The 25,678-nt window shown below is 72.3% G+C and carries 26 protein-coding genes; 12 read left to right on the top strand and 14 right to left on the bottom strand.

Annotated elements, in window-relative coordinates; genetic code table 11:
* Positions 1 to 3: 3 nt before the first annotated feature.
* Both EBO15_RS29535 and EBO15_RS29530 read right to left on the bottom strand, forming a co-directional pair.
* Entirely contained in the window at positions 4 to 420 is a 417-nt protein-coding gene (locus EBO15_RS29535) for a hypothetical protein (RefSeq protein ID WP_122197740.1), read from the bottom strand.
* Between the two features lie 100 nt (positions 421 to 520).
* On the bottom strand, positions 521 to 1,210 hold the full coding sequence (locus EBO15_RS29530) for a dihydrofolate reductase family protein (RefSeq protein WP_122197739.1): 690 nt from the start codon (positions 1,208 to 1,210) through the stop codon (positions 521 to 523).
* 65 nt (positions 1,211 to 1,275) lie between these two features.
* Between EBO15_RS29530 and EBO15_RS29525 the strand changes: the two genes are divergently transcribed.
* The gene (locus tag EBO15_RS29525) at positions 1,276 to 2,376 is read left to right on the top strand and encodes an ATP-dependent DNA ligase (protein ID WP_122197738.1); all 1,101 of its coding nucleotides are present in this window, start codon (positions 1,276 to 1,278) and stop codon (positions 2,374 to 2,376) included.
* Positions 2,377 to 2,385: 9 nt separating this feature from the next.
* On the opposite strand, the gene EBO15_RS29520 is transcribed toward EBO15_RS29525, so the two are convergent.
* From EBO15_RS29520 to EBO15_RS29505, 4 genes are all read right to left on the bottom strand, one after another.
* The gene (locus EBO15_RS29520) at positions 2,386 to 3,207 is read right to left on the bottom strand and encodes a hypothetical protein (RefSeq protein ID WP_147481704.1); all 822 of its coding nucleotides are present in this window, start codon (positions 3,205 to 3,207) and stop codon (positions 2,386 to 2,388) included.
* Positions 3,208 to 3,384: 177 nt separating this feature from the next.
* On the bottom strand, positions 3,385 to 3,585 hold the full coding sequence (locus tag EBO15_RS29515; RefSeq protein ID WP_122197736.1) for a DUF397 domain-containing protein: 201 nt from the start codon (positions 3,583 to 3,585) through the stop codon (positions 3,385 to 3,387).
* A gap of 51 nt (positions 3,586 to 3,636) precedes the next feature.
* Entirely contained in the window at positions 3,637 to 3,897 is a 261-nt protein-coding gene (locus EBO15_RS29510) for a DUF397 domain-containing protein (protein WP_122197755.1), read from the bottom strand.
* Positions 3,816 to 4,622 (bottom strand): helix-turn-helix domain-containing protein, encoded by an 807-nt coding sequence (locus tag EBO15_RS29505; RefSeq protein ID WP_122197735.1) that lies wholly within the window; start codon positions 4,620 to 4,622, stop codon positions 3,816 to 3,818. Before EBO15_RS29505 ends, EBO15_RS29510 begins: the two co-directional genes overlap by 82 nt.
* Before the next feature lie 114 nt (positions 4,623 to 4,736).
* Between EBO15_RS29505 and EBO15_RS29500 the strand changes: the two genes are divergently transcribed.
* The 5 genes from EBO15_RS29500 to EBO15_RS29485 all read left to right on the top strand — a co-directional run bounded on the left by EBO15_RS29500 (position 4,737) and on the right by EBO15_RS29485 (position 6,667).
* Entirely contained in the window at positions 4,737 to 5,051 is a 315-nt protein-coding gene (locus EBO15_RS29500) for a hypothetical protein (RefSeq protein ID WP_147481703.1), read from the top strand.
* Complete coding sequence (locus EBO15_RS44515) at positions 5,051 to 5,224, top strand: hypothetical protein (RefSeq protein WP_158628385.1); 174 nt, start codon at positions 5,051 to 5,053, stop codon at positions 5,222 to 5,224. Before EBO15_RS29500 ends, EBO15_RS44515 begins: the two co-directional genes overlap by 1 nt.
* Positions 5,224 to 5,415: a hypothetical protein gene (locus tag EBO15_RS29495; protein ID WP_122197733.1), complete on the top strand. Its 192-nt coding sequence runs from the start codon at positions 5,224 to 5,226 to the stop codon at positions 5,413 to 5,415. The genes EBO15_RS44515 and EBO15_RS29495 overlap by 1 nt, the downstream gene beginning before the upstream one ends.
* 105 nt (positions 5,416 to 5,520) lie before the next feature.
* A complete protein-coding gene (locus tag EBO15_RS29490; protein ID WP_147481702.1) occupies positions 5,521 to 5,964 on the top strand; it encodes a hypothetical protein in 444 nt (147 codons plus the stop codon).
* A gap of 247 nt (positions 5,965 to 6,211) precedes the next feature.
* Complete coding sequence (locus EBO15_RS29485; protein ID WP_122197731.1) at positions 6,212 to 6,667, top strand: nuclear transport factor 2 family protein; 456 nt, start codon at positions 6,212 to 6,214, stop codon at positions 6,665 to 6,667.
* 38 nt (positions 6,668 to 6,705) lie between these two features.
* Here EBO15_RS29485 and EBO15_RS29480 read toward each other — a convergent pair whose 3' ends face one another.
* Positions 6,706 to 8,415, bottom strand: coding sequence for an alkaline phosphatase D family protein (locus tag EBO15_RS29480; protein ID WP_122197754.1), 1,710 nt, complete (start codon positions 8,413 to 8,415; stop codon positions 6,706 to 6,708).
* Between the two features lie 616 nt (positions 8,416 to 9,031).
* On the opposite strand from EBO15_RS29480, the gene EBO15_RS29475 reads away from it, so the two are divergent.
* Entirely contained in the window at positions 9,032 to 11,434 is a 2,403-nt protein-coding gene (locus EBO15_RS29475) for a HelD family protein (protein WP_122197753.1), read from the top strand.
* 93 nt (positions 11,435 to 11,527) lie between these two features.
* On the opposite strand, the gene EBO15_RS29470 is transcribed toward EBO15_RS29475, so the two are convergent.
* The gene (locus tag EBO15_RS29470) at positions 11,528 to 12,337 is read right to left on the bottom strand and encodes a helix-turn-helix domain-containing protein (protein ID WP_122197730.1); all 810 of its coding nucleotides are present in this window, start codon (positions 12,335 to 12,337) and stop codon (positions 11,528 to 11,530) included.
* A gap of 123 nt (positions 12,338 to 12,460) precedes the next feature.
* On the opposite strand from EBO15_RS29470, the gene EBO15_RS29465 reads away from it, so the two are divergent.
* Positions 12,461 to 12,817 carry a VOC family protein gene (locus EBO15_RS29465; protein ID WP_122197729.1) on the top strand — a complete coding sequence of 119 codons (357 nt, stop codon included), beginning with the start codon at positions 12,461 to 12,463 and terminating at the stop codon, positions 12,815 to 12,817.
* 112 nt (positions 12,818 to 12,929) lie between these two features.
* Positions 12,930 to 14,381, top strand: a complete 1,452-nt coding sequence (locus tag EBO15_RS29460) for an aldehyde dehydrogenase family protein (RefSeq protein ID WP_122197728.1) — start codon at positions 12,930 to 12,932, stop codon at positions 14,379 to 14,381.
* 4 nt (positions 14,382 to 14,385) lie between these two features.
* Here the strand turns inward: EBO15_RS29460 and EBO15_RS29455 are convergent, their stop codons facing one another.
* Positions 14,386 to 14,937 (bottom strand): TetR/AcrR family transcriptional regulator, encoded by a 552-nt coding sequence (locus tag EBO15_RS29455; RefSeq protein ID WP_122197727.1) that lies wholly within the window; start codon positions 14,935 to 14,937, stop codon positions 14,386 to 14,388.
* 103 nt (positions 14,938 to 15,040) lie between these two features.
* Here EBO15_RS29455 and EBO15_RS29450 point away from each other — a divergent pair, with 103 nt between their 5' ends.
* Positions 15,041 to 16,432: an aldehyde dehydrogenase family protein gene (locus EBO15_RS29450; protein ID WP_122197726.1), complete on the top strand. Its 1,392-nt coding sequence runs from the start codon at positions 15,041 to 15,043 to the stop codon at positions 16,430 to 16,432.
* Here EBO15_RS29450 and EBO15_RS29445 read toward each other — a convergent pair.
* Positions 16,425 to 17,360, bottom strand: coding sequence for an alpha/beta fold hydrolase (locus EBO15_RS29445; protein ID WP_122197725.1), 936 nt, complete (start codon positions 17,358 to 17,360; stop codon positions 16,425 to 16,427). The genes EBO15_RS29450 and EBO15_RS29445 overlap by 8 nt on opposite strands.
* A gap of 119 nt (positions 17,361 to 17,479) precedes the next feature.
* On the opposite strand from EBO15_RS29445, the gene EBO15_RS29440 reads away from it, so the two are divergent.
* Complete coding sequence (locus EBO15_RS29440; RefSeq protein WP_122197724.1) at positions 17,480 to 18,079, top strand: TetR/AcrR family transcriptional regulator; 600 nt, start codon at positions 17,480 to 17,482, stop codon at positions 18,077 to 18,079.
* A 45-nt stretch (positions 18,080 to 18,124) separates the two neighbouring features.
* Here EBO15_RS29440 and EBO15_RS29435 read toward each other — a convergent pair whose 3' ends face one another.
* Positions 18,125 to 19,711 (bottom strand): ABC-F family ATP-binding cassette domain-containing protein, encoded by a 1,587-nt coding sequence (locus tag EBO15_RS29435; RefSeq protein WP_122197723.1) that lies wholly within the window; start codon positions 19,709 to 19,711, stop codon positions 18,125 to 18,127.
* Between the two features lie 261 nt (positions 19,712 to 19,972).
* Here EBO15_RS29435 and EBO15_RS29430 point away from each other — a divergent pair, with 261 nt between their 5' ends.
* Entirely contained in the window at positions 19,973 to 21,955 is a 1,983-nt protein-coding gene (locus EBO15_RS29430) for a Xaa-Pro dipeptidyl-peptidase (RefSeq protein WP_122197722.1), read from the top strand.
* A gap of 90 nt (positions 21,956 to 22,045) precedes the next feature.
* Here EBO15_RS29430 and EBO15_RS29425 read toward each other — a convergent pair whose 3' ends face one another.
* The 3 genes from EBO15_RS29425 to EBO15_RS29415 all read right to left on the bottom strand — a co-directional run bounded on the left by EBO15_RS29425 (position 22,046) and on the right by EBO15_RS29415 (position 25,520).
* The gene (locus EBO15_RS29425; protein WP_122197721.1) at positions 22,046 to 22,888 is read right to left on the bottom strand and encodes a maleylpyruvate isomerase N-terminal domain-containing protein; all 843 of its coding nucleotides are present in this window, start codon (positions 22,886 to 22,888) and stop codon (positions 22,046 to 22,048) included.
* A 77-nt stretch (positions 22,889 to 22,965) separates the two neighbouring features.
* The gene (locus tag EBO15_RS29420) at positions 22,966 to 24,507 is read right to left on the bottom strand and encodes an acyl-CoA carboxylase subunit beta (protein WP_122197752.1); all 1,542 of its coding nucleotides are present in this window, start codon (positions 24,505 to 24,507) and stop codon (positions 22,966 to 22,968) included.
* A 200-nt stretch (positions 24,508 to 24,707) separates the two neighbouring features.
* Complete coding sequence (locus EBO15_RS29415) at positions 24,708 to 25,520, bottom strand: TIGR03084 family metal-binding protein (protein WP_122197720.1); 813 nt, start codon at positions 25,518 to 25,520, stop codon at positions 24,708 to 24,710.
* Positions 25,521 to 25,678: the final 158 nt, after the last annotated feature.

Here is a 25,678-nt window from a genome sequence, read left to right as displayed (position 1 = left end):
GGGTCAGTGGTCGGTCGCGGCGAGGGCGGTGAGCAGGACGAGGACGAAGGTGGTGACGGCGACCAGGCCGTGCAGCGTGACGGCCGCGGCGGGAAAGGGCTGGTCGGCGCCCCGGGCGTGGCGTCCGCCGCCGTCGGCGCCGACGAGCCAGCGGGTGAACAGCAGCAGCCCCTGGCACGCGGCGGCGACCAGGACCACGAAGGCCAGCCAGGCGAACGCGGGCCGTCCGGTGACGCAGAAGAGGATCCACGCGCAGAGGCCGGTGAGCGCGGACACCGGATGCCCGACCACGACGGCCGCGGGGAAGCGCGTCACCTTGGCGGGCTGACCGCGCAGCCCACCCGCCGCCAGCCAGCGCACCAGCAGGTACGCGCCCGCGAGCGCGGCCAGGACCCATGACCCGAGTGCGGCGAACTCCACCCCGGCTCCCCTCCGTGGTTCGTTCCACCCCCTGCCTCGAGTGTCGCGCGTTCCCCACCCGTCCATGACTGTTTCGTGAAGATTGCGGTACGGCCTGTGATCAGCGGACGGGATAGCCCACGCGATAGCGGAGGAACAGGACGCCCTCGTCCTCGTGGACGGAGGCCAGGTCGAGATCGACGGGCGCGTCCAGGCCGGTCAGCAGGCGGGTGTGGAAGCGGGACCCGAGCAGCGTCGGCGCGACGTTGAGGCACATCTCGTCCACGAGGTTCTCGCGGAGGAGCGCGGTGGTGAGCCCGGGGCCGCCCTCGCAGAGCACACGGCGCAGGCCGAGGCCGTCGCGCAGCTCCTCGACGGCGCTCCGCAGGTCGGGCGCCCGGACGACGCGGATCTCCGGCGGCACGTCCCCCTCGGACGGCGTGACCACGATCGTCGGGGTCTCGGCGGCGGTGAACAGCGGCAGGTCCCAGGGCAGGTCGAGGGAGCGGCTGGCCACGACGACCGGGGCGGGCGGCCCACCGCGGCGCTCCCGCAGGTCGGGACGGAGGCGGGCGGGCCCGAGACGGCCGGTGCGGACGGTCGCGGCGCCCACGAGGATCGCGTCGGTGAGCGCCCGCAGCGTCCGGAACACGCGGAAGTCGGCGTCGCCGCCGAGGCCGTCCGTCCAGCCTTCGGGGTCGGTGACCGAGCCGTCCGCGCTCAGAACCATCCCGACACGCACCGGCGGAACATCCGCGTACGCGTCATAAGGGTCGATCTGACCTGCGGGTTCGGGCAGAAGTCTGCGCATGCCGAGCACCTTAGCGGCCGCCCCGGCGCCGCATTCTGTCGGCGGCGGGGGCCATGATGGTGGCCATGGACCTGCCGATCAGCCCGCCGCTGCCGCCGATGCTGGCCAAGGCGGTCAAGACCATGCCCGAGGGCGACCTGCTGTACGAGCCGAAGTGGGACGGGTTCCGCTGCATCATCTTCCGCGACGGCGACCAGGTGGAGCTGTCCAGTCGCGGTGAGAAGCCGCTGACCAGGTACTTCCCCGAGCTGGTCGAGGCCGTGAAGCGGGAGCTCCCGGAGCGCTGCGTCGTGGACGGCGAGATCGTCCTGCGCAGCGGCACCCGGCTCGACTTCGACCGGCTGCAGCAGCGCATCCACCCGGCCGCGTCGCGCATCAAGCTCCTCTCGGAGGAGACGCCGGCGTCGTTCGTGGCGTTCGACCTGCTGGCGCTCGGCGACGAGTCGCTGATGGACGTCCCGCTGGGCGAGCGCCGCGGCCGTCTCCTCGACGCGCTCGCGGAGTCGGCGCCGCCGATCCACGTGACGCCCGCGACCGAGTCGAGCGCGGTCGCGAACCGCTGGTTCACCGAGTTCGAGGGCGCGGGCCTGGACGGCGTGATCGCCAAGCCGCGCGGCATCCCCTACCAGCCGGACAAGCGCGCCCTGTTCAAGGTGAAGCACGAGCGCACCGCCGACTGCGTCGTCGCCGGGTTCCGCTGGCACAAGTCCGGCCCGATCGTCGGTTCGCTGCTCCTCGGCCTCTACAACGACGAGGGCCGCCTCCAGCATGTGGGCGTCGTCGGCTCGTTCCCCATGAAGCGCCGCGCCGAGCTCGTCGACGAGCTCAAGCCCTACCGCCTCGACGACCTGTCGGAGCACCCGTGGGCCGGCTGGGCCGAGCAGGACGAGGCGACCACCGACCGCATGCCCGGCGCCGTCTCCCGCTGGACGGGCAAGAAGGACCTGTCGTGGGTCCCGCTCCGCCCGGACCTGGTCGTCGAGGTCGCCTACCAGGCGATGGAGGGCGACCGGTTCCGGCACATGGGCCAGTTCCGCCGCTGGCGTCCCGACCGCACCCCCGAGTCCTGCACGTACGAGCAGCTCGAGGTGCCGGTCGACTACGACCTGGACGCCATCTTCCACACCCCGAACACGACGGAGAACACCACGTACCGCAAGTCCTGAGTCCGCCCGTCAGGCTTCGACGGTGGTGGAGACGGGCGTCCGGTCGGCGCGGAACTGCACGGCGGGCCAGTAGCCCTCCATGAAGTACTCGCCGTCGTCCTCGTAGTGCACCGCGAAGTCGCCCGATCGGAAGATCTGGAGAGCGCCGGGTGAGAGCGCGTCCATGAAGTGGGCCTTCTCCTCGGCGCTCTCGGTGCCGTCCGCGCCCTGCCTCCAGAGGAACTCCAGGCCGTCCCGCGCGACGGCGGCGAACCCCTGGACCAGGCTTCTCGCCTGCGGAGTCAACTCTGCGACCTTCTCGGCATCGGCGGCGTCGAACGTCACCCAGATGTCGAGTTCGCCGATCGCGACCGTCGTCTCGTAGCCGGTGCCGAAGGCGACCGTGCCGAGCAGGAGGTCATGCAGCGGCGGTGTCCGGTCCTCGCCCCAGCTCGCATCGGGCAGCAACGGAGTCGCCAGAAACGCCTCCGCGAGCTGCTCTTCGTAGAGCGGATTGCACTCGCGATCCAGGCGCCGAACGTACATCCCGAACTGCGCGGGCGTGCCCCGCACGGTGCGTCCCCCGGCGTCGGTGAGGGTGAAGTGCGTCGTGTCGGCGGCGATCTCCCGCACCCGGAACGCGCGCGGTATCTCCATCGTCGTCACGCTTCCGCCGCCCGACGCGCCGACGACGGCCACGACCCCGTCCTGGCCGCCGTCGCCGGTCGCCCCGACCCGGAACACGGACCCCAGCGCGTCCGCGACACAGACGACCTCGGCGTCCTGCCGCAAGACCGCCAGACTCGCGCCGTCCCCGCGCAGGGCCCCCTTGAACACCTCAAGCCCGTACACGAACCCCTCCAACATCGATGCCGACACGCCTGACCACGAAGGGGCGCCGTGGGCGACGACCAGTTCCAGAACCTGCCGCAGCAGCAAGACCGACGATCAGCGCCCTCTCGACCGCCGTCACCCCCACCTGAACACGGAGAGCCCCCTCCAAGGAGGGGGCTCACTCACGTCCGCAGCTCAGCGCACCGACTCGTCCACCCTGATCCGCCGAACAAGCCCCGCCAGCGAAGCACGCCCGACCAAGAGGTAGCCATCCTGCGGCGCCTTGCTGTCACGAACACCCACCGACGCACCGACCGCGGCCACCTCAACACAATCCCCGCCACCGCCGCCAGTCCCGCCGCCGGAGTGACTGCTCTTCCGCCAGACGACCTTCACGACTGCACCTCCTGCTTCGCTGGATGAGCCGACCCGTCGCCGAACTCCTGACTAGCTCGACCTGATCTCCTGGAGGAGGGTCATCAGCGACGCACGGCTGATCGAAAGGTGACCACTCTGGGGCGCCTTGCTGTCCCGCACTCCCACGGAAATACCAAGGTCGGCGACCTCCAGGCAGTCACCACCGCTGCTTCCAGCACCGGAGTGGGTGCTCTTACGCCAGACGATCTTCACTTCAGACGCTCCAACTTCTGTCGGATCAGCGCGCGCGAGTCGTCCTCGGTTAGGGCGTTCGCCCCCAATCGGTCCCATCGAAGCGACAGCTCGCGAACCTGGTCGGATACATGTACCACTTTGCCACCAATCTGCGCCCAAATGTATCCGACGTCCTGCCCGGTTGCAGTGGTGATGACCTCAAAGCTCCCAGCCGTACCGCCGTGCATGCGCTTGGTGTGCTTGATGACGCGAACACTGACCTGTTCGCTCATGTCGAGAAGCCTCTGGAGCTGTTCCTTCTTGGCCTCGTCCGAGGGCAGCCAGTCCAGCTCCAAGGCGGATTCGTCGATCAGCAACCAGAGCGAAGTCTTCTGCTTCAGAAGCTTCTCGGTGCGGGCCATGCGCCCCTGCATTTCCTGCTCGACATCCTTGGTGAGACGGACCGTCTCCAGGACGGCCCGCGCGTACGCCTCGGTCTGGAGGGGGACAGGGATGAAGTGCGCGATGTACGCCTTGATCACCAAAGCGTTCTTCTCGTAGTCCCAGAGCTCCTTCACCCAGTCCTGCTCGGTACCGAACAGAACGGCGAAGTGGCGCATGACGGCGAAGTTGGTGCCCCACGTCCGGTCAAGGATCTCGGCGTGCTCCTTGGTGATCTGAAGACGGTTCGCCTCATAGTTTCCTACGCGCTGCCGATCCGCCCTGATGATCTCGGCGACCTGCTCCAGGGTGAGCCTGCGCCGCTTGCGCTCCGTGCGCAGGTGAACGGCGGTGGCGTGCCAGAGGGAATCGGTGGGGTTGAGCGACTCGGCTACGGACATCGGGCACTCCTCGCCTTGTAGTAATCCGTCCGGGACTCGTGGCGCCACGAGCTTATGGCGAGGATTCTAGGACGCGGGTCAACGTCAGTCAGGCGAAATTCGAAAGGTCCAAACATGCCGGACTTCTCCGCTTCTAGACACACCGAGCGTGATTATCTGGAAATGCTCTACCAGGAGATGCATCCGTGGCATGACCATCTCGGCAAGCTGCTGCTGAGCGTCAACGGGCACGCCTTTCTGGAGCTGGTGAACCGGCGCGTCCCGGAGATCCGGCGGACCGTCCGGGCCAGCGTCGCCAATGCGTCCGATGGCGGGCAGGACGTCGCCTTCCTCACCGACTGCTACGGCGAGATCCCCGGCGACACGCTCGCGGAGAAGGCGACGGTTCTCGCCCGCACCCTGCGCGTCGATCTGACAGGGGTGCTGTGATGGCGAACGTCCTGGTCGTGCCGCTGCTGGCCGCCGCCTGTGCGCTCTCCGGCGCGTGCTTCGCCGGGGCCGCGCTGCGCCGCCTCGCCCTTCGCCACCCGCCCGGCCGCCACCGCTTCGACCACTCCATCCCGGACGACGCCGCCCGGGATCGCTGGACGGAGGGTCGCTGATGGGCTGCGAGCTGGACCAGCGCATCGCGCTTCGGCGGGCGCTCGACATCGCTTCGGCGGCCTACACCGAGGCGATGCGGTCCTACGGGCTCCTACAGGGCACCATCACGGCCGTCCACGCCCTGGCCGAGGCCAACCTCGACCGCCTGTTCGCCGGCGACGCCGCAGGTCAGCGGGACGACAAGCACTGAGGGCGTTACCAGGCCGACACCAACGATCTACTTGCTCACAGTTATTTATTCGACACTCAGGGCTACATATCGGAGGGAAGAAGATCACTAGTAAGGAGTCGTTTCATGCTTTCTCGATCAGTGCGCACCGGGATGGCCCTGGCGTCGGTGGCGTTCGCCGCCGTTCCGCTGAGCGGTCCGTGGGCGGCGGCCGCGGCGGCCGCTCCGCCGGACTCCACATGCCCTGAGGATTACTTCTGCCTGTTCAGCGGGCCACACCAGACCGGCGACATCCTCTACCGAAGCCCCGGAATCCCCGAGCAGGAGGCGGACTTCGATCCCCCCATCCACCCCTGGTCATATCAGTACAAAACCCACCCCCCCATTGGCGACCCGGGCTTCATAGTCATGTCCGGCGCCACCGGCTACGGAACCTGGAGCCTGTTGCCCCTGCGGGGCGAACTGAGCGGCAAACCCGTCACAGGCCTCGACGGGAGCTATGACAACGACGAAGGATGGAGCGGACAAGAGGAGAACACCGAGGCGGAGATCTACCAACCGCCCAGGTGATTTCGGCGCCCGGTGACCGCCCTCCTGGAGGGCGGTCACCGGGCGCTCGCCGTTCCGGGCTGCCGATCTCGACTTCGACCGCTTCGCAGTCGATCCACCTCTTGCGGCCATGGCCCGACTCGGGTGCAGGCAGATACTAGTTCGTTGACGAATAATTCTTTGCCGAATTATATTGCGACCTACGTTCAGGCGTCACTCGCCGCCCCGTGCGGGTGGGTGGCCACTGTCTCTGCGTGGGAGGGGTCTCGTGGGTGAGGTACTGAGTCCGCGTGAGGTGTTCTTGAGGCTTGTGGACGGGGTGTGCGAGGGGCGTGTGGAGGAGGTGCTCGCGTTGTATGCGGAGGACGCTCATGTCGAGCATCCGTTTCATCCGCTCGGGGCGCCTCCGTTGCGGTCGCTTGACGAACTGCGCGCGCACTTCGGGGGTGGAGCCTCGCCCGCGGGGCCTTCGCTGCGGCGGCGGCCTGCGGGGATCACGGTGCATGAGACGGCGGATCCCGAGGTCATCGTGGCCGAGTTCCGGTACGAGGGGACCGTGGTGGAGACCGGGGAGCCGTTCACGATTCCGGGGGTCTTCGTCATGCGGGTCCGGGACGGGAAGATCGTCGAGTCCCGGGACTACCTGGACCATCTGCGGTCCGCGCGGGCCCGGGGGCGGCTCGGGGAGGTCCTCGACGCCGTGCGGGATCGGCACGGGGACTGACGGGCCCGGCGTCCGCTGGGCGGACGCCGGGGGGGCGGTCAGGGCTGGGAGGTCTCGGTCTCGACGGTCTGGCGGTCGAGGTCGGTGCGGGCGAAGCCCTTGGGCGCGGTGTAGGGACGCAGGTAGGTCTGCTTGAGGCCGGGGACGCGGTCCTCGATGACGTAGGTGGCCTTGGTGGTGGCCGCCGCGCCCGGCGTCCGGACGGTCGGGACGGTCTTGAAGTCGGCCCTCATCTGGTCGCGGTCGATGCGGGTCAGGACGTAGCCGCGCTGGTTGGAGTAGAACTTCAGCGCCGGGTTGTTCTTGAACCAGGGGTGCGTGCCGTCGCCGTCCGCGCCGTCGCCGCCGGTGGTGATGGACGAGCAGACCAGTTCGCTGCCGACGGCCGGGGCGGACGGGTCGGAGTAGTCCAGCTTCAGGTCGCCGGCCCAGTGCGCGTGGACGTCGCCGGTGAGGACGACGGCGTTGCGGACCTTCGCGTCCGTCCAACCGCGGGTGATGCGCTCGCGGGACGCGGTGTAGCCGTCCCAGGCGTCCATGCTGGTGACCTTGAGGGGGCCCGCGTCGCGGTCGCGCTGGCCGAAGAACACCTGCTGGCCGAGGACGTCCCAGCGCGCGGCGGAGCGGCGGAAGCCTTCGAGGAGCCACCTCTCCTGGGCGCCGCCGGTGATCGTCCGGGACGGGTCGTCCGCCGCGGCGCAGTTCTTGTAGCCGTCGCCGCACGCCTGGTCGTCGCGGAACTGGCGGGTGTCGAGCATGTGGAAGTTGGCGAGGCGTCCCCAGCGGATCCGGCGGTACAGCTGCATGCCGGGCCCCTGCGGGAGCGAGCTCCGGCGCAGCGGCATGTTCTCGTAGTACGCCTGGAACGCGGCGGCGCGGCGCTTGAGGAAGTCGGCCGTGGCGGGGGTGTCGGAGCCCTCCTCGGGGACGGATCCGGCCCAGTTGTTCTCGACCTCGTGGTCGTCGAAGACGACGAGCCAGGGCGCGGCGGAGTGCGCGGCCTGGAGGTCGAGGTCGCTCTTGTACTGGGCGTACCGGTGCCGGTAGTCGGCGAGCGAGACGGTCTCCGGGCCCTCGTGGTCGCGGACGTTGCCGCCCGGGATCGTGTAGTCGCCCTTCTTGTACTCGTACTGGTAGTCGCCGAGGTGGAGGATCAGGTCCGGCTCGTCCTCGGCCAGGCGGCGGTAGGACGTGAACAGGCCGTGCTCGTACTGGGAGCAGGAGACGAAGGCCATCGCAAGCGGCCCGCCGAGGCTGAACGGGTGCGGCGCGGTGCGGGTGCGGCCGGCGGGCGACACGTGGCCGCCGACGCGGAACCGGTACCAGTAGTCGCGTCCGGCGGGCAGGCCGTTCAGCTCGACGTGGACGCTGTGCGCGGACGCGGGGCGCGCCTGCGCCGTTCCGCGCCGGACGATCCGGTGGAACCGCTCGTCCGTGGCGACCTGCCATTCGACCTGGTAGGCGCGTGAGGGCATGCCGCCGAGGCCGTCCTCGGCGTGCGGGTCGACGGCGAGGCGCGTCCAGAGGACGAACCCGTCGTGGTCCGGGTCGCCGGACGCGACGCCCAGGGTGAACGGGTCGCCGGGCAGGCCGCGTCCCGGCTTGACGGCGGCCGTGGCGGACGGGGCGCCGGACACGGCCAGCGCTCCGGCGGCGCCGAGGGCGAGCGAACCGGCCAGCAGGGACCGGCGTCCAACGGCGTGGGCGGGGTGCGAAGCCGCGGCGGGGGTGTGAGGAGCCTCGTGCATGGTGACCTCTCGGGGGTCCGACGGGTGGTCGTCGGACAGCGTCCCGAGCGGGCGTGTCCCCCTCGTGCCGGGCATGTGACGTGCGGGGGTACGGCGGGGAACCAGAAACGATCTTGAAAGGGGGGCCGAGCCGGGGACGCAGCCGGGGCGCAGGAGTGTTAGACTCGAAAACCTTACTCAACTGAACGCACTAATCCCAGTGTCAAAAACCAGAGTACCCGAGAGAGGGAGACAGGTCAACCCGTCCACGTCAACCCGCGCGGCGGCGCGGGTCCGAACGTCCCTGGTGGCGGGGCGTCCGGGGCGGCGGCACCGGCGTGTCGCGCCGGGGCGGGGCGGGGTGGCGGCGGACGAGGTGGACGCGGAGCACGGCGGCCCGCGGAAGGCACGGACGGCGGAGAGCGAGGAGACGGCGAGCGTGGGAAGGCAGGACGTCGAGGTGACCGGGACGAACGGCGTGACGGAGAACGACGTCGAGATGACGGGAGCCGAGGGCGTGGCGGAAGCGGGGAACGTGGCGGAGGGCGTGACGGAGGCGGAGGGCGTGGCGGAAGGCTTGGCTGAGGGCATGGCGGAGGGCATGGCGGAGGGCATGGCGGAGGGCATGGCGGAGGGCATGGCGGAGGGACGGGACGCCGTCCGGCTGGCGTTGCGGGAGGAGGGCGCGCGGGTCGGGTACATGTACGCGCGGCTCGACGCGGAGCGCGACGGGGCCGAGCGGGCGCTGCGTCAGGGGCCGATGGCCGGCGGCGGCGGCGTGATGCAGGCGAACGTGGAGCGGACCGTCGCGACGGACGAGGCGGCGCGCACGCTGTCGCGGCTGCTCGGGGTCGAGCACGGGCTGTGCTTCGGACGCGTCGACCACCGTCCCGAGGGGCCCGGCGAACCGGGCGAGACGCTCTACGTCGGGCGCATCGGCCTGCGCGACGAGGACCGCGAACCCCTGCTGATCGACTGGCGGGCCGCGGCGGCGCGCCCGTTCTACACGGCCACGCCGTCCTCCCCCGGAACGCTCGCGCGGCGCCGCCACCTGCACACGCGGCGCCGCGAGGTCGTCCGCGTCGACGACGAGGTGTTCGACCTCGACGGGCTCGGCGAGGACGCGCGGCGCTCGGTCGTCGGCGAGGCCGCGCTGCTCGCGACGCTGCGCCGCGGCCGGACGGGCCGGATGAGCGACGTGGTGTCCACCATCCAGCAGGAGCAGGACGAGGTGATCCGCTCCGGGCTGCACGGCGTCCTGGTCGTCCAGGGCGGGCCGGGCACCGGCAAGACCGTCGCGGCGCTGCACCGCGCCGCCTACCTCCTCTACACCCACCGTGACGTGCTGGAACGGCGCGGCATCCTGGTCGTCGGACCGAACCCGACGTTCCTGCGGTACATCGAGCAGGTGCTTCCCGGGCTCGGCGAGACCGACGTCGTCCTCACGACGGTCGGGTCGCTGTACCCCGGGGTCCGGGCATCGGTGCACGACGTCCCGGACGTCGCGGTCGTCAAGGGCGACCACCGCATGGCGGACCTGGTCGAGGCGGCCGTCCACGACCGGGAGCGCGCGCCGGAGGGCGGCCTGTCCGTCCCGCTCGACGACCTGACCCTCCAGGTGGACGCCGAGGCGTGCGCGCAGGCGCGGCAGCGGGCGCGGGTGCTGCGCGCGCCGCACAACGTCCAGCGGCGGGTGTTCGTCCACGAGATGCTGGAGGCGCTCGCGACCGACCGCGCCGAGCAGTACGAGCGGATGATCGAGGAGCCGCTGGAGGCGCTGATCGCGGACAGCGGCGGCGTCCCCAAGTGGCTCCAGGAGCTGGAGGAGGACGCCGAGGAGACGCCGCTCCTGGACGAGACCGACATGCGGCTCGCGAAGGCCGAGCTGTGGCAGCTGCCGCCCGTCCGCAAGGCGCTCGACGAGCTGTGGCCGGAGCTGACCCCGCAGGCGCTGCTCACCGAGCTCCTCGCCGACGCGGAGGCGCTCGTCCGGCTGGGCGAGGCGGCCGGGCTCACCGCCGGGGAGGCGCTCGCGCTGCACCGCGAGCCCGGCGCGGAGTGGACGGTCGAGGACGTCCCGCTCCTGGACGAGGCCGCCGAGTGGCTCGGCCACGACGACCCGTCCGAGCGCTCCCGGCGGCGCGCCGCCGCGACCGAGCGCGCCGAGGAGGAGCGGTACGCGGCCGAGGTCATCAAGATGACCGAGGGCTGGTGGACGTCCCTGATGAACGCGTCCGACATCGCGGGCCGCCACCACGACGACGGCCCGGCCCGCAGCACCGCCGACCGCGCCGCCGCCGACCGCGAGTGGGCCTACGGGCACGTCATCGTGGACGAGGCGCAGGAGCTGTCCGAGATGGCCTGGCGGACGGTGATGCGGCGCGTCCCGACGCGCTCGATGACGGTCGTCGGGGACACCGCGCAGACGGGCAGCCCGGCGGGGGCGCGCGGCTGGGGGCAGATGCTCGACCGGTACGTCCCCGGGCGGTGGCGCGAGCAGCGCCTGATGGTCAACTACCGCACCCCGGCCGCCATCATGAGGGTCGCCGAGGACGTGCTGGCCTCGGTCGACCCGTCGCAGACGCCGCCCGTGCCCGTCCGCGACGACGGCCCGCCGCCGCGCGCGGTGCGGCTCGTCCCGGCCGGTTCGGCGCCCGCCCCCGGCACGCTCGCCGGGCTGGACGCGCTGCCCGACCTGGTCGCGGAGGAGTTCGCGGCCGTCGCGTCCGGGCGGGACGGGGAGGGGCGCCTCGCGGTGATCTCGTCGCTCGCGCGGCACGCCGAGGTGCGGACGGCCCTTCCGGACGCTCCGGCGGGCGCGACCCCGGAGGCCCTGGACGCGCCGGTCGTCGTCCTCACCGCCGAGGAGTCCAAGGGCCTGGAGTTCGACTCGGTGATCGTGGTCGACCCGTCCGGCATCACGACGGAGCGCCCGCGCGGCGGCCACGACCTGTACGTGGCCGTCACGCGCGCGACCCGCAGCATGACCGTCGTCCACGACGACGACCTCCCGGCCTCCCTCTCCCGCCTGGAGCACTGACCCGCTCCCCCGCAGTGCCGCTCCCCGCAGTGCCGCTCCCCCGCAGTGCCGCGCCCCCGCCTCACCCGAGGGGGCGCGGCATTGCGCGTTTCCTCACGGGGTGAGGAGGCGGCGGAGGGTCGTGGGGGTTTGGCCCAGGTGGTCGCGGGCGGTGCGGGTGAGGTGGGGCTGGTCGGCGTAGCCGAGGTCGGCGGCGAGGGCGGCGAGGTCGGTCTCGCCGGATTCGAGGCGGTCGAGGGCGCGGGCCAGGCGGACGCGGTGGCGGAAGCGGGTGATGGTGACGCCGAGTTCGCGGGGGAAGGCCCGGCTGAGGCGGTAGGGGGACGCGTCCAGGAGGTCGGCCAGGGAGACGAGCGTGCCGGACGCGGGGTGGTCCTCGAGGATGGCGTCGCGGGCGGCGGCGACGAGGGCGCGGTCGGCGGCGCGGGGTCGCGGGCGGGACGGGGTGGGGGCGTCCACGGTGTCGCGGACGGCGGCGGCGAGGAGGGCGAGGAGGTCCTCGCAGAGGGCGTAGTCGACGTCGCCGGCGCGGGCGGAGGCGAGGACGCGGCGGTGGGCGAGGTCGACGGGCGCGTCGACGTAGAGGCTGTGGCGGTCGGGGGTCGCGGCGTCGCCGGCGAGGGCGTGCCAGAGGTGCGGGGCGACGGTGATGGACGTGCAGACGTCGCCGCCGGACGGGTGCGCGAACTGCTCCTCGTCGGACGGGGCGCCGACGTAGGCGCGGGTCGTGTCCAGGTCGGTGTGGTCGCCGGACGCGCGGCGGCGGAACCGGCCGGTGCGGACGAGGACGAGCCGGTAGGCGTCGTAGGTCTCGGCGGGCGACCAGCGCGTGTGGTCGGAGCGGCAGGTCACGGCGCTGACGGTGAAGTCGGGGCGGTTCGCGAGGGGGACGGTGGTGAGCATCTTCTGTTCGTTTCGGCGCGCAAGGATGTTCAAGACGGACGCCGCCGGGGTCGGCAGGCTGGTCGGACGCGGGGCACTCGACCCCGCGGTTCGTTCTGGTGTTCGATTCTAGGAGTTCTTGTCATGTCCGTCCTCAAGCAGGTCGGCACGGTCATCCTCGACTGCGCCGACCCCGCCGCCCTGGCCGCCTTCTACCGGAAGGCCACCGGCTGGGAGATCACCTACAGCGACGACGACCTCGTCTACCTGGGCGACGGGTCCGGGCCGCAGCTGGGGTTCCAGCGGATCGAGGGGTACGAGGCCCCGGCGTGGCCGAGCCCCGCGAAGCAGGCGCACCTGGACTTCGGCGTCGCCGACATGGAGGCGGCGGCGGACGAGCTGGTGAAGCTGGGCGCGGAGCGTCCCGAGTCGCAGCCGGGCGACGGGCAGTGGATCGTGCTGATCGACCCGGCGGGCCACCCCTTCTGCATCGCGAGCTGATCCCCTTGGACGGGCCGGTGCGGACCCCTGGGTTCCAGGGGGTCCGCACCGGCCTTTCGTCCGCGCGCTACCAAGCGTACGCTTGTTTGCCGGACGAACCGAAGGGACGGCGATGGCTGACGGGCTGCAGGAGTACCGGAACCTGATCGGCGGCGAGCTGCGGGCGGCGGAGGGCGGCAGGACGCTCGACAGCGTGGACCCGGCGACGGGTGAGGTCTGGGCGCGGATCCCGCGGAGCGGGGCGAAGGACGCGGACGCCGCCGTCGCCGCGGCGCGCGCGGCGTTCCCCCGGTGGTCGGGGATGCCCGCGGCCGGACGCGCGCACTACCTGCGGAAGGTCGCCGGGGTGTTCGCCGAGCACGCGCGGGAGCTGGCCGAGCTGGAGACCCGGGACAACGGCCGGACGATCAGCGAGACCGCCAAGCGCGACCTGCCCGGCATGACCTATCTGTGGACGAACGCCGCCGCCGAGTGCGCCGCCGCCGTCGAGGGACGGACGGTCGACTTCGGCCCCGGGAGCCTCGGGATGACGCGGCGCGAGCCGTACGGGGTGACGCTCGGGATCATCCCGTGGAACTCCCCCATCTCGACGTTCTCGGCGAAGGCGGCGTTCGCGCTGGCGGCCGGGAACACGGTGATCATCAAGCCGGCCGAGCAGGCGACCGTGTCGTCGCTGCGGCTGGCCGAGCTGCTGAAGGACGTCCTGCCCGCCGGGACGCTGAACGTCGTGTCGGGGCTCGGCGAGGAGGCCGGCGACCCGCTCGTCCGGCACCGCGGGGTCAACAAGATCAGCCTGACCGGGTCGGTGGAGACGGCGAAGATCATCACCCGGGCGTCGGCGGACGCGCTGAAGCCGCTCGCGCTCGAACTCGGCGGCAAGTCGCCGAACATCGTGTTCGCGGACGCCGACCTGGACAAGGCCGCCGTCGGCGTCACCACGCAGGCGATCTTCACGGCCAACGCGGGGCAGATCTGCTACGGCGGCTCGCGCGTCCTGATCCAGCGTCCGGTCTACGACGAGATGCTGCACCGGATGCGGGCGGTCGCGGCGACGGTCCGGCTCGGCGACCCGATGTCGGCGGAGACGACCATGGGGCCGATCGTGTCGCGGGAGCAGTTCGACCGCGTCACGTCCTACCTGGAGATCGGGCAGAAGGAGGGCGCCGAGCTGGTGTTCGGCGGGCGCTCGGGCGCCGAGGCCGTCGGGGACGAGCGGCTGGCGGGCGGCTACTGGGTCGAGCCGACGCTGTTCGCGACCGGGGACAACGGCCTGCGGATCTGCCAGGAGGAGATCTTCGGGCCGGTCGCGGTCGTGCTGCCGTTCGACACCGAGGACGAGGCGGTCGCGATCGCCAACGACTCGTCCTACGGGCTGGCGGCCGGGGTGTGGACGCGGGACCTCGGCACGGCGCAGCGCATGTTCCGCCGCCTGGAGACCGGGACGGTGTGGGTCAACACGTTCCGCAAGGTCGTGTTCCCGCTGGAGGGCGTGAAGGACAGCGGGTACGGGCACGACTCCGTCCTGGCGTACACGCGCGAGAAGGCGTGCCTGATCGAGTCCTGACCGGTCAGGACAGGCCGTCCAGGACGGCGGAGACGACGCGCGCGGGGAAGTCCGGCGTCAGTGGTTCGCCCCGGAACGCCGCGCGCGTCCAGACCGCGCCCGCGAGCAGGTCCATCATCAGCATCGTGTCGGCACCGGGCGGCAGCTCGCCGCGCCGGACGGCGCGGTCGACGATCGCCTGCTCGCGGGCCAGGCGATCGGCGAAGAACGTCCGGAAGTGCGCGGCCAGCTCGGGGTTGCCGGCGGCGGCGGCGAGCGCCGCCCGGGCCGCGCCGCCCGCCTCGTCCCCGGTGACGAGCCGGACGAGGCCGCCGACGAGCGCGGTCAGGTCGCCGCGCAGCGTCCCGGTGTCGGGCATGGGCAGGTCGAGCAGCGGCGCGTCGACGAGCGCGGCGCCGAGCAGCGCGGCCTTGGACGGCCACCAGCGGTAGATCGTGGTCTTGTTCACCCCGGCGCGCGCGGCGACGCCCTCGATCGTCAGGGCGTCGAAACCGCGTGCGGCCAGGTCGCGCAGGGCCGCGTCGAAGATCTCGCGCCGCTTCCGGGGTCCGCTCATGCCGCCACCCTAGTGCAACGCAACGTTGCGTTGCGCTCGTGTCGCGGGCTACCGTCCTTGGAAGGAGCGCGCCACGTCGCGTTCCAGAAGGAGGTCATCGGGGATGAGCGCGGACACGGTCGAGACGGCGGCGGAGACCGTCGAGCGGTTGCGCGGAACGTTCCGGAGCGGGCGGACGAAGCCGCTCGCGTGGCGGCGGGAGCGGCTGCGCGGCCTGCGCGCGCTGCTGACCGAGAGGGAGGCGGAGCTCGCCGAGGCGCTGCGCGCCGACCTCGGCAAGAACGCGGTCGAGTCCTACGCCTCCGAGCTGGGGTTCGTCGTCAACGAGATCGACCACGCGCTGCGGCACCTGGAGCGGTGGACGCGGCCGGAGCGGGTCGGGGTGCCGCGCTCGCTGATGCCCGCGCGCGCCCGGACGGTGCGCGAGCCCCTCGGCGTCGTCCTCGTCATCAGCCCGTGGAACTACCCGGTGATGCTGGCGCTGGCGCCGATGGTGGGCGCGCTGGCGGCCGGGAACTGCGTCGTGCTCAAGCCGAGCGAGCTGGCGCCCGCCACGTCGGCGGCGCTCGCCCGGCTGATCCCGGAGCACCTGGACGACCAGGCGGTCACCGTCGTGGAGGGCGGGGTCGGGGAGACGACCGCGCTGCTGGAGCAGCGGTTCGACCACGTCTTCTACACCGGCAACGGGCACGTCGGACGGATCGTCATGCGGGCCGCCGCCGAGCACCTCACGCCGGTCACGCTCGAACTCGGCGGGAAGAGCCCGGCGATCGTCGACCCCGGCGTCGACCTGGCGGCGACGGCCCGGCGGCTCGCCTGGGGCAAGTTCTTCAACGCGGGGCAGAGCTGCACCGCGCCCGACTACGTCCTCGCCGTGGGCGACGGGACGGCGGACGAACTCGAACGGCGGCTCGCGGACGCGGTCCGCGCGATGTACGGGGACGACCCGTCCCGCAGCCCGGACTACGGGCGGATCGTCAACGAGCGCCACTTCGACCGCCTCACCGCGCTCCTGCCCGGCGGACGGGCCGTGGTCGGCGGCGAGTACGACAAGGAGACGCGGTACATCGCGCCGACCGTCCTCGCCGACGTCGCGGAGGACGCGCCGGTGATGGCCGAGGAGATCTTCGGGCCGATCCTGCCGGTCCTGCGCGTCCCGGACCTGGACGCGGCGCTCGCGTTCGTCAACGGGCGGGACAAGCCGCTCGCCCTGTACGCGTTCACGAACGACCCGGTGACAAGGCGGCGGGTGCTCACCGAGACGTCGTCCGGCGCGGTCGGGTTCGGGCTGCCGAACGCGCACCTGACCGTCCCGGGGCTGCCGTTCGGCGGCGTCGGGGAGAGCGGGATGGGCGCCTACCACGGGCACCGCTCGTTCGAGACGTTCAGCCACGCGAAGGCCGTGCTCGACAAGCCGCTCTCCCCCGACACGATGCGGGTCGTCTACCCGCCCTTCACCGCGCTCAAGGAACGCCTGGTCAGGGCGTTCACCTGAGCCCCCGGACGAACTCCAGGACGATCCCGGCGGTCTCGTCGGGACGTTCGAAGTGCGGCAGGTGGCCGACGCCGTCGAGCAGGCGGACGTCGGCCCCGGAGAAGACGGAGCGCACGACGGGCTCGGGCGGCATCGGAGTGACGGGGTCCTGGCGTCCCCACACGACCTGGAGGGGGATGTCGCCCGCGTCCAGGAACCGGTACAGGTACTCGGCGCCGTGGATCGGGACGTTGCGGATCGCCGAGTGCAGGCTGCGCTTGAAGCCCTCGTAGCGCAGTTCGGGCAGGAGCCGCGCCCGGACGCGGGAGACGACGCGCGGGTCGCGGGAGTAGCCGGGCAGGCGGGACCTCAGCGCGCGGTTCCCGGTCAGCCGGAAGAACGGCAGGCCGATCCCGGGCAGCAGGGACAGGCGCAGGCCGAGGTTGAGCGGGGTGGCGAACCCGTCCGGCGAGACGAGGCAGACGCCGGCGACCCGGCCCGGGTGGTGGACGGCGAACTCGGCCGCGACCGGGCCGCCGAAGGCGAGCGCGACGAGGGTGACCGGACGGTCGACGCCGAGCGCGTCGAGCAGGTCGAGCATCTGGTCCTCGAACAGCGCCTGGTTCTGCTCGACGTCCGGACGGTCGCTGAAGCCGATGCCGTAGCGGTCGAAGCGGATCGTCCGGTATCCGGCCCGCGCGAGGCGCTCGACGAGGCCGTCCCATACCCAGAGGGAGAGCGTCGCTCCGGGGACGAACAGGATCGGCTCGCCCGTTTCCGGGCCGTCGACCATGACGTGGGTGGTGCCGTGGCGGAGCCGGACGAACGTTCCGGGCGCGTCCTGCCTGGTCCGGGCATCCATGGGGACCGTCTCGCCGCGGCGGGCGTTCAGCAGGGCGGGCGCGGCGACGGCCGCGGCGGCGGCGAGCGCGAGGGTGGAACGGCGCATCGGAGGGTCGCTCCTTCGGAGGGAATCGGTAGGGTGATGACCGGCGGTCAGTCGACTGACCGCCGGTCAGTCTGTTCCACTGACCGCCGGTCAGTCAAGCTGCGAGGAAGGCGTCCGCCGTGAGCAAGGGCACCCCGGGCACGCGCAAGCGCGTGCTCAAACCGGCCGAGGAGCGCCGCGCCGAGCTGCTGGACGCCGCTCTGGAGGCGTTCACGGAGCGCGGTGTCGCGGACGCGACCGTCAGCGACATCACGGCCCGCGCGCAGGTCGCCAAGGGCACCTTCTACCTGTACTTCCCCGCGAAGGAGCAGGTCGTGGCCGCGCTCTGGGAGCGGTACGTGGCCGGGTACCTCGCGCTGGCCGAGGACGTCCTGAAGGACCGGACGCCCGGGGACGACTGGGTCGGCGTGCTCGCCGAGCTCCTGGAACGGCTCGTCGGGCACGCCGTGGAGCACGCCGACCTGCACCGCGTCGTGTACGGGTCCGCCGACGCCAAGGCGCTCGCCCTGTGCGCGGAGACGAACCAGCGGGTCATCGGCCTGCTGGCGGCGGCCATCGCGCGCGGGGTGGACGCCGGGGTACTGCGGCCGTGCGCCCCCGAGGTGTTCGCCCGCGTCCTCTACGAGGGGACGCACACCACGCTGCACTCCGCCGAGTACCGGCAGGACGACGTCGTGGCGACCGTCCGCGACATCGTCCTGCGCACACTCGGAAAGTAGGGGTCAGGCGTCAGGGGTCACGGGTCACGGGTCACGGGTCACGGGTCACGCGAGGGTGACCAGGTCGGCGTAGCCGGGGTTCCACAGGTCCTCGGTGGCGTCCGGGAGGATCAGGACGCGGCCGGGGCGGAGGGCCTCGACGGCCGCCTCGTCGTGCGTGACCATGACGATCGCGCCCCGGTACTCGGCGACCGCGCGCAGCACCTCGGCCCGGGATGCCGGGTCGAGGTTGTTGGTCGGCTCGTCCAGCAGCAGGACGTTCGCCGACGACGCGACCAGCCCGGCCAGCGCCAGCCGGGTCTTCTCGCCGCCCGACAGCACGCCGGCCGGCTTGTCGACGTCGTCGCCACTGAAGAGGAACGATCCGAGGATCCCGCGCGCCTCGGCCTCGGCGAGGTGCGGCGCGGCGGCGGCGAGGTTGGCCGCGACCGAGGCGTCCGGGTCCAGGGTGTCGTGCTCCTGTGCGAAGTAGCCGAGCCGCAGGCCGTGGCCGTGGACGACGCGTCCGGAGTCGGGGCGCTCCACCCCGGCGAGGAGTTTCAGCAGCGTCGTCTTGCCCGCGCCGTTCAGGCCGAGGACGACCAGCCTGCTCCCCCGGTCGACGGCGAGGTCGACGCCCTTCAGGACGACCTGGTCGCCGTAGGACTTGGCCAGGCTGATCGCGCCGAGCGGCGTCCGGCCGGACGGCGCGGGCTCGGGCAGCCGGATCCGCGCGACCCGCGCCGTCCGCCGGACGGGCTCGGTCGCGGCGAGCATCCGGTCGGCGCGGCGGGCCATGTCCTTCGCGCGGGTCGCCGTGGACACGCGGGCGCGCATCCGGTCGGCCTGGGCGTGCAGGGCGGCGGCCTTGCGCTCGGCGGCGGCGCGGTGCCGGGCGCGGCGGCGGTCCTCGGCGTCCCGGTCGGCGAGGTAGGTGTCCCAGCCGGTGTTGTGGACGTCCAGGGACCGGGTGTCCGGGTCGAGGTGCCAGACGCGGTTGACCGTCGCGGCGAGCAGGCCCGTGTCGTGGCTGATGACGACCAGGCCGCTCGCGCGCGACGCCAGGAACCCGCGCAGCCAGGCCACCGAGTCGGCGTCGAGGTGGTTGGTCGGCTCGTCCAGGAGCAGGACGCCGTCCTCGCCGAACAGGACGCGGGCGAGTTCGGCGCGGCGGCGCTGGCCTCCGGAGAGGGTGCCGATCGGCCGCCGCATGAGCCCGTCGGGCAGGCCGAGCCCGGCGGCGATGCGCGCCGCCTCGGCCTCGGCCGCGTAACCGCCGCGCGCGGTGAACTCGGCCTCGGCGCGCGCGTACCGGTCGAGGGCCCGCGCCTCGCCGGACGCCATGCCCGCCTCGGCGGCGCGGAGGGCGCGGACGGCGTCGTCCAGCCCCCGCGCGGACAGGACACGGTCGGTGACGGTCTGGGCGGGATCGGCGGCGGCCGGATCCTGCGGGAGGTAGCCGACCGGGCCGGTCCGGGTGATCGTTCCGGCGGCGGGGGGTAGGGCTCCGGCGAGGGCCCCGAGGAGGGTGGTCTTGCCCGCGCCGTTGCGGCCGACGAGGCCGATCCGGTCACCGGGAGAGACGTGGGCGGTGATGCCGAGGAGAAGGGGACGGGCACCGGCGTGCACGTCGACACCACGAAGGGTGATCATGAGAGGGACGCTCCGAGTCTGGCTGAGGACACACGTGTGGCGTGGAAGCGGTGTCGTCGGCTAGACAATGCGGGCGTCGGCCATGCGCATCACTGTACGTGATGGGCCCCGACCAGGGGCAAAGGGATTTCTCCAGGGACGCAAGGGCAACTTGTGCCCAAAAGCCGGGAGAGTTCGTCGGACGGCGACGTTTACCGGTCCGTCCGCCACGAGGAACGTGTGGCACCTAGAGATCACCGTTGATGATCACGGAGGTGCGGATTGCCCAGGCGGCCCCTCGCAAGGACGCGCCGGAGCGCGACGCTCGCGGCGCTGACCGGCGTCGCCGTCGTGGCGGCGGGCGCGATGCCCGCCGCGAACGCGGCGGCGCCCACGACCACGCCGAAGATCGTGGTGAAGAACGGCGTCACCCAGCCCGTGTTCTCCTACAAGGACGCGATCCGCGAGCACGTGTACGTCCAGACGAACCTGGACTCCGACCACGACGGCAAGCCGGACCGGGTGAACGTCGACATCATCCGTCCCCGCGAGACCGAGCACGGCCTCAAGGTGCCGGTCATCATGGACGAGTCGCCGTACTACGACAACATCGGGCGCGGCAACGAAGGCCAGCGCAAGAAGTACGACGCGAACGGGAACCCGATCTCGTTCCCGCTGTTCTACGACAACTACTTCGTGCCCCGCGGGTACGCGTTCCTCGCCGTCGACATGGTCGGGACGACCCGCTCCGACGGCTGCCCGACCAGCGGCGGCCCCACCGACGTCCTCGGCGGGAAGGCCGTCGTCGACTGGCTGAACGGCCGCGCGAAGGCGTTCACCCCCGACGGCAAGCCGGTCACGGCGTCCTGGACGACCGGGCACACCGGCATGATCGGCAAGTCCTACGACGGCACGCTCGCCAACGGCGTCGCGGCGACCGGCGTGAAGGGCCTCGACACGATCGTCCCGATCTCCGCGATCAGCAGCTGGTACGACTACAGCCGCATGAACGGCATCAAGTACTGGACGGGTGAGCAGGACGGCCTCGCCGAGACCGTCGACACCGACCCGCCCGCCAAGTGCCAGGCCGTCCGCGACTACCTCGCCAAGGCGCAGGACGACGTGACGGGCGACTACAACGCCTACTGGAACACGACGAACTACCGGACGGGCGCGATCACGAACGTCCGGAACGTCCGGGCGAGCGTGTTCGCCATCCACGGCGTGAACGACTTCAACGTCAAGGACAACCACTTCGCCGAGTGGTGGGCGGGCCTGAAGAAGCAGGGCGTCGCCCGGAAGGTGTGGCTGCACCAGCGCGGCCACGTCGACCCGTTCGACATCCGCCGCCAGGACTGGGTGAACACCCTGCACAAGTGGTTCGACCACGAGCTGCAGAAGATCCCGAACGACGTGATGGCCCAGCCGCGCGCGGACGTCGAGATCGGCCCGGACCAGTGGATCACGCAGTCCGACTGGCCCGCGCCCGCGTCGAAGGCGGTCCCGCTGCGTCCCGGCGCGGACGGCTCGCTCGGCCTGAAGCCCGCCAAGGGCGGCAGCACCGGCACGTTCACCGACCTGCCCGGCACCGACAACGGCGGGTACACCGAGTCGGACCTGGCGTCCGACCCGACGACCGCCAAGCCCTACCGGGTCGCGTACGTGTCGGGACCGGTGCCCAAGTCCGTCCGGATCGACGGCACGCCGAGCGTGAGGCTGCGCGTCAAGATGGACAAGCCGACGTCGAACCTGACGGCCCTGCTCGTCGACTACGGCACCGACACCCGTGTCGACTACCTGGGCGACGGCTCCGGCATCAAGACGCTCACCACGCGCAGCTGCTTCGGCGAGAGCACCGCCGACGACAGCGCCTGCTACCTCGACACCCGGACCACCACGACCACGACCCCGCTGAACGTCGTGGCCCGCGGCTGGATGGACGCGCAGAACCGCACCTCGCTGAGCGACCCGACGCCGCTGGCGTCCGGGAAGTACTACACGATCGACTGGAAGACGCTCAGCCAGGAGTACGTCCTCAAGCAGGGCCACCGCCTCGGCCTGGTCATCGCCGGAACCGACATCGACAACACCACCGAGACCCCCACGGGCGCGAACGTGACCGTGGACCTCGCGGGCAGCTCGATCAGCGTCCCGGTCGTCCTGGCCCCGCAGGGCGTGACCTCGCAGCTCGCCCCCGCCCCGACGGCCCCGTGGCGCGGACCGTCCAAGGTGAACCTCCCCCGCCAGGAGAAGAAGTTCTTCTGATCGGGTGCGCTTCTGATCCAGTGTTCCTCTGATGCCAGGGCGAAGCCCCGGGGACCGTGGCCGGTCACCGGGGCTTCGGCCTTTCCGGGGTCAGGGGACGCGGACGGTCTTGAGGAAGACGGGGAGGAGCCAGGGGCGGCGGCCGCCGACGACGATCTTCCGGGTGAGGGCGGCGCGCGGCTTGGACATGCGGCCGAAGAGCATGAGGTTGAACGCGGCCGGGTCGAAGGTGAGGCGGACGTCCGGCGCCGCGGACGGCGGGTGGGCGGTCACCTCGCCGTTCGCCAGGCGCAGCGTCACCGGCTCGGTGTAGGCGGAGCGGAACTCCACCGAGATCGGGCGGGCGCGCGGCCTGCCGCCGCCGTCGAGCAGGCCGCCGACGCCGTTGTTCGCCATGCCCACGATGAACTCGCCGAAGAAGTAGGACGCGTCCCGGGACGGGATCTCCCAGGGGCGGCCGAGGGCGGCCGCGATGTCGTGGCCGTGCAGCAGCAGCTCGTTGATCATGTGGCCGAACAGCCCGGACAGCGTCACCTGGGCGCCGCCGATCCAGGACACGGTGTCGGACGGGTCGCGGTCCTCGGTGTGGTCGTGCATGAACGCCAGGCACTCGCGGAGGCGGTCGACCAGGGCCGCGAGGCCGCGCTCGGCGAACGCGTCCAGGACGACGACGTTGAGTTCGTGCACCGCGTCCACGTTCATGCGCGGCAGGCGTTCGAACAGGTCGGGGACGGGCGGCGGGGGCGCGGCGTCCGGGTCGACGAGGATGGCGTCCATCCAGGCGATGGCGGCGACATGGGCGACGCTGTCGGCGATCGTCCACGCGTCGGTGGCCATGGCGAACGGGTCGGGGGCGGCGGACACCAGCTCGGAGAAACGCTCGCCGGTCTCGTGGAGCGACGCGCGGATCTCGTTCCACTTCTCGTGGGCCATGAGGTGAGATGACCACGGTTCGGCGGTGGAGACAAGACCCCAATGGGGACCCGGATACGGGCGGGGCCGGGGCTCCCTCAGAGCGGGATGTTGCCGTGTTTGCGGGGCGTCGCGGGCACGGCCTTGTTGCGGAGCATGGCGAGGGCGCGGGCCACCTCGGCGCGGGTCCGCGCGGGATCGATGACGTCGTCGACCAGGCCGCGCTCGGCGGCGTAGTAGGGATGCATGAGCCGGTCGCGGTAGTCGGCGACGTACCGGTCGCGGAGCGGCGCGGGGTCGTCGGCGGCGGCCAGCTCGCGGCGGTACACGACGTTCACGGCCGCCTCCGCGCCCATCACGGCGATCTCGTTGGTGGGCCAGGCGAGCGAGAGGTCCGTGCCGATCGACCGCGAGTCCATGACGATGTACGCGCCGCCGTACGCCTTCCGCAGGATCACCTGGACGCGCGGGACGGTCGCCTCGCAGTACGCGTACAGCAGCTTCGCGCCGTGCCGGATGACGCCCGCGTACTCCTGCTCGGTGCCGGGAAGGAAGCCCGGCACGTCCACGAGGGTCACGAGCGGGATGCCGAACGCGTCGCAGAACCGGACGAACCGCGCCGCCTTCTGCGCCGCCGCCGCGTCCAGGACCCCGGCGAGGACGGTCGGCTGGTTCGCGACGACGCCCGTCACATGGCCGTCGACCCGGCCGAGTCCGCAGACGACGTTCGGCGCCCAGTCCTCGTGGAACTCCATGAAGTCCGCGTCGTCCACCAGCTCGGCGACGACCAGCCGCGTGTCGTACGGCCGGTGCGGCTCCGCCGGGACGATCTCGGCGAGCCGCGGGCGCAGGTCGTCCTCCGCGCCGCGCGCCGGACCGGACGGCGGGGCCTCCAGGTGGTTCGACGGCAGCAGCGACACCAGGTGGCGGACGTCGGCGAGGCAGCCCTCCTCGTCGTCGTGCACGAACGTCGCCACGCCGGTCCGGCCGCCGTGCACGTGCGCGCCGCCGAGCTCGGCGTGCGTGACCCGCTCGCCGCTGACCGCCTCGATGACGTCCGGCCCGGTCAGGTACATCTGCGCGGTGCCGCGGACCATGAACGTGACGTCGGTCAGCGCGGGCGAGTACGCCGCTCCCCCGGCGCACGGCCCGAGCACCACGCTGATCTGCGGTATCACCCCGGACGCGCGGACGTTGCGGCGGAAGATCCCGCCGTAGCCGTCCAGCGCCATGACGCCCTCCTGGATCCGGGCGCCGCCGCCGTCGTTCAGCCCGATCAGCGGCGCGCCGTTCTCCACCGCCAGGTCCATCACCTTGTGGATCTTCGCGGCGTGGGCCTCGCCGAGCGAGCCGCCGAACACGGTGAAGTCCTGCGCGTACACGAACACGCGGCGGCCGCCGATCGTGCCGGAGCCGGTGACGACGCCGTCGGTCGCGGGCCGGGCGCCGTCCATCTTCGGGCCCTGCGCCCGGTGCCGCCGGAACAGGTCCACCTCGAGGAAGGACCCCTCGTCCAGGAGCAGGGCGAGGCGCTCGCGCGCCGTCCGCTTGCCCTGCCGGTGCTGCCGCTCGACCGCCGCCGCCCGCCCCTGGACGATCTCCCGCCGCGTCCGGTCGCGGCGGTCCCGCAGCGCGTCCATCCCCGGGACGGCTTCGGCCGTCCCGGGGGCGAACTCGGCCGTGCCGGGGACGACCTCTGCCGTGCCGGGGGCGGCGGCGACCCGGCGCCCGTTCACCCGTCCCGCGCCCGGGGCGTCCCCGGAACCCCTGCGGGAACCGTTGCCGTTGCCGTTGCCGTGGCCCGGGCGCGGGACGGGTATCGGGGCGAAGTCGACCTCGCTCATCGGCGGCCGTTCCCGCCCGCCGCGAACTGTCCCGGGGCCCGCCCCTCCCCGGCCGGTCCCCGGTAGGCCTGCGCGATGTCCAGCCAGCGGCCGGCCTCCGCGCCGGACGCCGTCACCGCCAGGTCGTCGCGGTGCCGCCGCCGCGTGACCAGCAGGCAGAAGTCCTCGGCCGGGCCGCTGACCCGCTGCGCGGCGTCCTCCGGGCCGAACTCCCACGTCGCGCCGGACGGCGCGGTGATCTCGTAGCGGAACTCCTCGGCGGGCGGCGTCAGGCCGTGCGCCTGGTAGCCGAAGTCGCGGGTGAGGATCGCGAACCCGACCAGGTGGATCAGCCGGTCGTTGCGTTCCAGGCGGACGCCGAGGGCGTCGGCGATGTCCTGCCCGTGCGCGAACGTCTCCATGATCCCCGCGCAGGCGAGGATCGCCGGGGGCAGCGGGTTGACCAGCCACGGCACCACGCCGTCCTCGGGGAAGGCGGCGAGCGCGTCGACGCCCATGGCGCGGTCGTCGCGCCAGCGTTCCAGCAGCTCGCGCGGCTTCTCGCGCGGGTAGAGGTTCAGGGCGGCGTTCACCGCGCCGTCGAAGTCGCCCTTCGCGCCCTCGACGAGCGCCTGGAACCCGGCGGCGTCGGACGCGGCCGTCCCGGCGAGCCGGTAGATGAACGCCAGGTGGGCCACCTGGTCGGCGATGGTCCAGCCGGGGGCCGCCGTGGCCCGGCCCCAGCGGGCGTCGTCGAGGTCCTCGACCATGCGGTCGATCTGCTCACTCTCGGCGGTCAGGTCGGCGATGACCGTCTTCAGGTCCGTCACGGGCCGCGTCCTCTCCTGGGGAATCCGGGCTTCAGCATCACCTGCCGGGCCCGGACGCGCCCTACGGGAAAGTGCGGACCTCGCCGGGGCCCTCCTCACCGGACGCCACGGGCCCGCCGGGGGCGGCGGGCGCGCCGGGGGCGGCGGGCGCGGCGGGC

Source organism: Actinomadura harenae, assembly GCF_003696215.1.
Lineage (GTDB): Bacteria > Actinomycetota > Actinomycetes > Streptosporangiales > Streptosporangiaceae > Spirillospora > Spirillospora harenae.
The sequence above is the reverse complement of the archived record's forward strand: the minus strand, read 5'-3'. Positions and strand labels throughout refer to the sequence as shown.

Coding starts and splice junctions, on each gene's coding strand:
- EBO15_RS29525 (WP_122197738.1), top strand. CDS start 1,276: ATGGACCTGCCGATCAGCCCGCCGCTGCCGCCGATGCTGGCCAAGGCG.
- EBO15_RS29530 (WP_122197739.1), bottom strand. CDS start 1,210: ATGCGCAGACTTCTGCCCGAACCCGCAGGTCAGATCGACCCTTATGAC.
- EBO15_RS29475 (WP_122197753.1), top strand. CDS start 9,032: ATGGCGGAGGGACGGGACGCCGTCCGGCTGGCGTTGCGGGAGGAGGGC.
- EBO15_RS29500 (WP_147481703.1), top strand. CDS start 4,737: ATGCCGGACTTCTCCGCTTCTAGACACACCGAGCGTGATTATCTGGAA.
- EBO15_RS29425 (WP_122197721.1), bottom strand. CDS start 22,888: ATGGCCCACGAGAAGTGGAACGAGATCCGCGCGTCGCTCCACGAGACC.
- EBO15_RS29455 (WP_122197727.1), bottom strand. CDS start 14,937: ATGAGCGGACCCCGGAAGCGGCGCGAGATCTTCGACGCGGCCCTGCGC.
- EBO15_RS29490 (WP_147481702.1), top strand. CDS start 5,521: ATGCTTTCTCGATCAGTGCGCACCGGGATGGCCCTGGCGTCGGTGGCG.
- EBO15_RS29420 (WP_122197752.1), bottom strand. CDS start 24,507: ATGGACGCGCTGCGGGACCGCCGCGACCGGACGCGGCGGGAGATCGTC.
- EBO15_RS29480 (WP_122197754.1), bottom strand. CDS start 8,415: ATGCACGAGGCTCCTCACACCCCCGCCGCGGCTTCGCACCCCGCCCAC.
- EBO15_RS29460 (WP_122197728.1), top strand. CDS start 12,930: ATGGCTGACGGGCTGCAGGAGTACCGGAACCTGATCGGCGGCGAGCTG.
- EBO15_RS29505 (WP_122197735.1), bottom strand. CDS start 4,622: ATGTCCGTAGCCGAGTCGCTCAACCCCACCGATTCCCTCTGGCACGCC.
- EBO15_RS29465 (WP_122197729.1), top strand. CDS start 12,461: ATGTCCGTCCTCAAGCAGGTCGGCACGGTCATCCTCGACTGCGCCGAC.
- EBO15_RS44515 (WP_158628385.1), top strand. CDS start 5,051: ATGGCGAACGTCCTGGTCGTGCCGCTGCTGGCCGCCGCCTGTGCGCTC.
- EBO15_RS29470 (WP_122197730.1), bottom strand. CDS start 12,337: ATGCTCACCACCGTCCCCCTCGCGAACCGCCCCGACTTCACCGTCAGC.
- EBO15_RS29435 (WP_122197723.1), bottom strand. CDS start 19,711: ATGATCACCCTTCGTGGTGTCGACGTGCACGCCGGTGCCCGTCCCCTT.
- EBO15_RS29495 (WP_122197733.1), top strand. CDS start 5,224: ATGGGCTGCGAGCTGGACCAGCGCATCGCGCTTCGGCGGGCGCTCGAC.
- EBO15_RS29510 (WP_122197755.1), bottom strand. CDS start 3,897: ATGGGACCGATTGGGGGCGAACGCCCTAACCGAGGACGACTCGCGCGC.
- EBO15_RS29445 (WP_122197725.1), bottom strand. CDS start 17,360: ATGCGCCGTTCCACCCTCGCGCTCGCCGCCGCCGCGGCCGTCGCCGCG.
- EBO15_RS29450 (WP_122197726.1), top strand. CDS start 15,041: ATGAGCGCGGACACGGTCGAGACGGCGGCGGAGACCGTCGAGCGGTTG.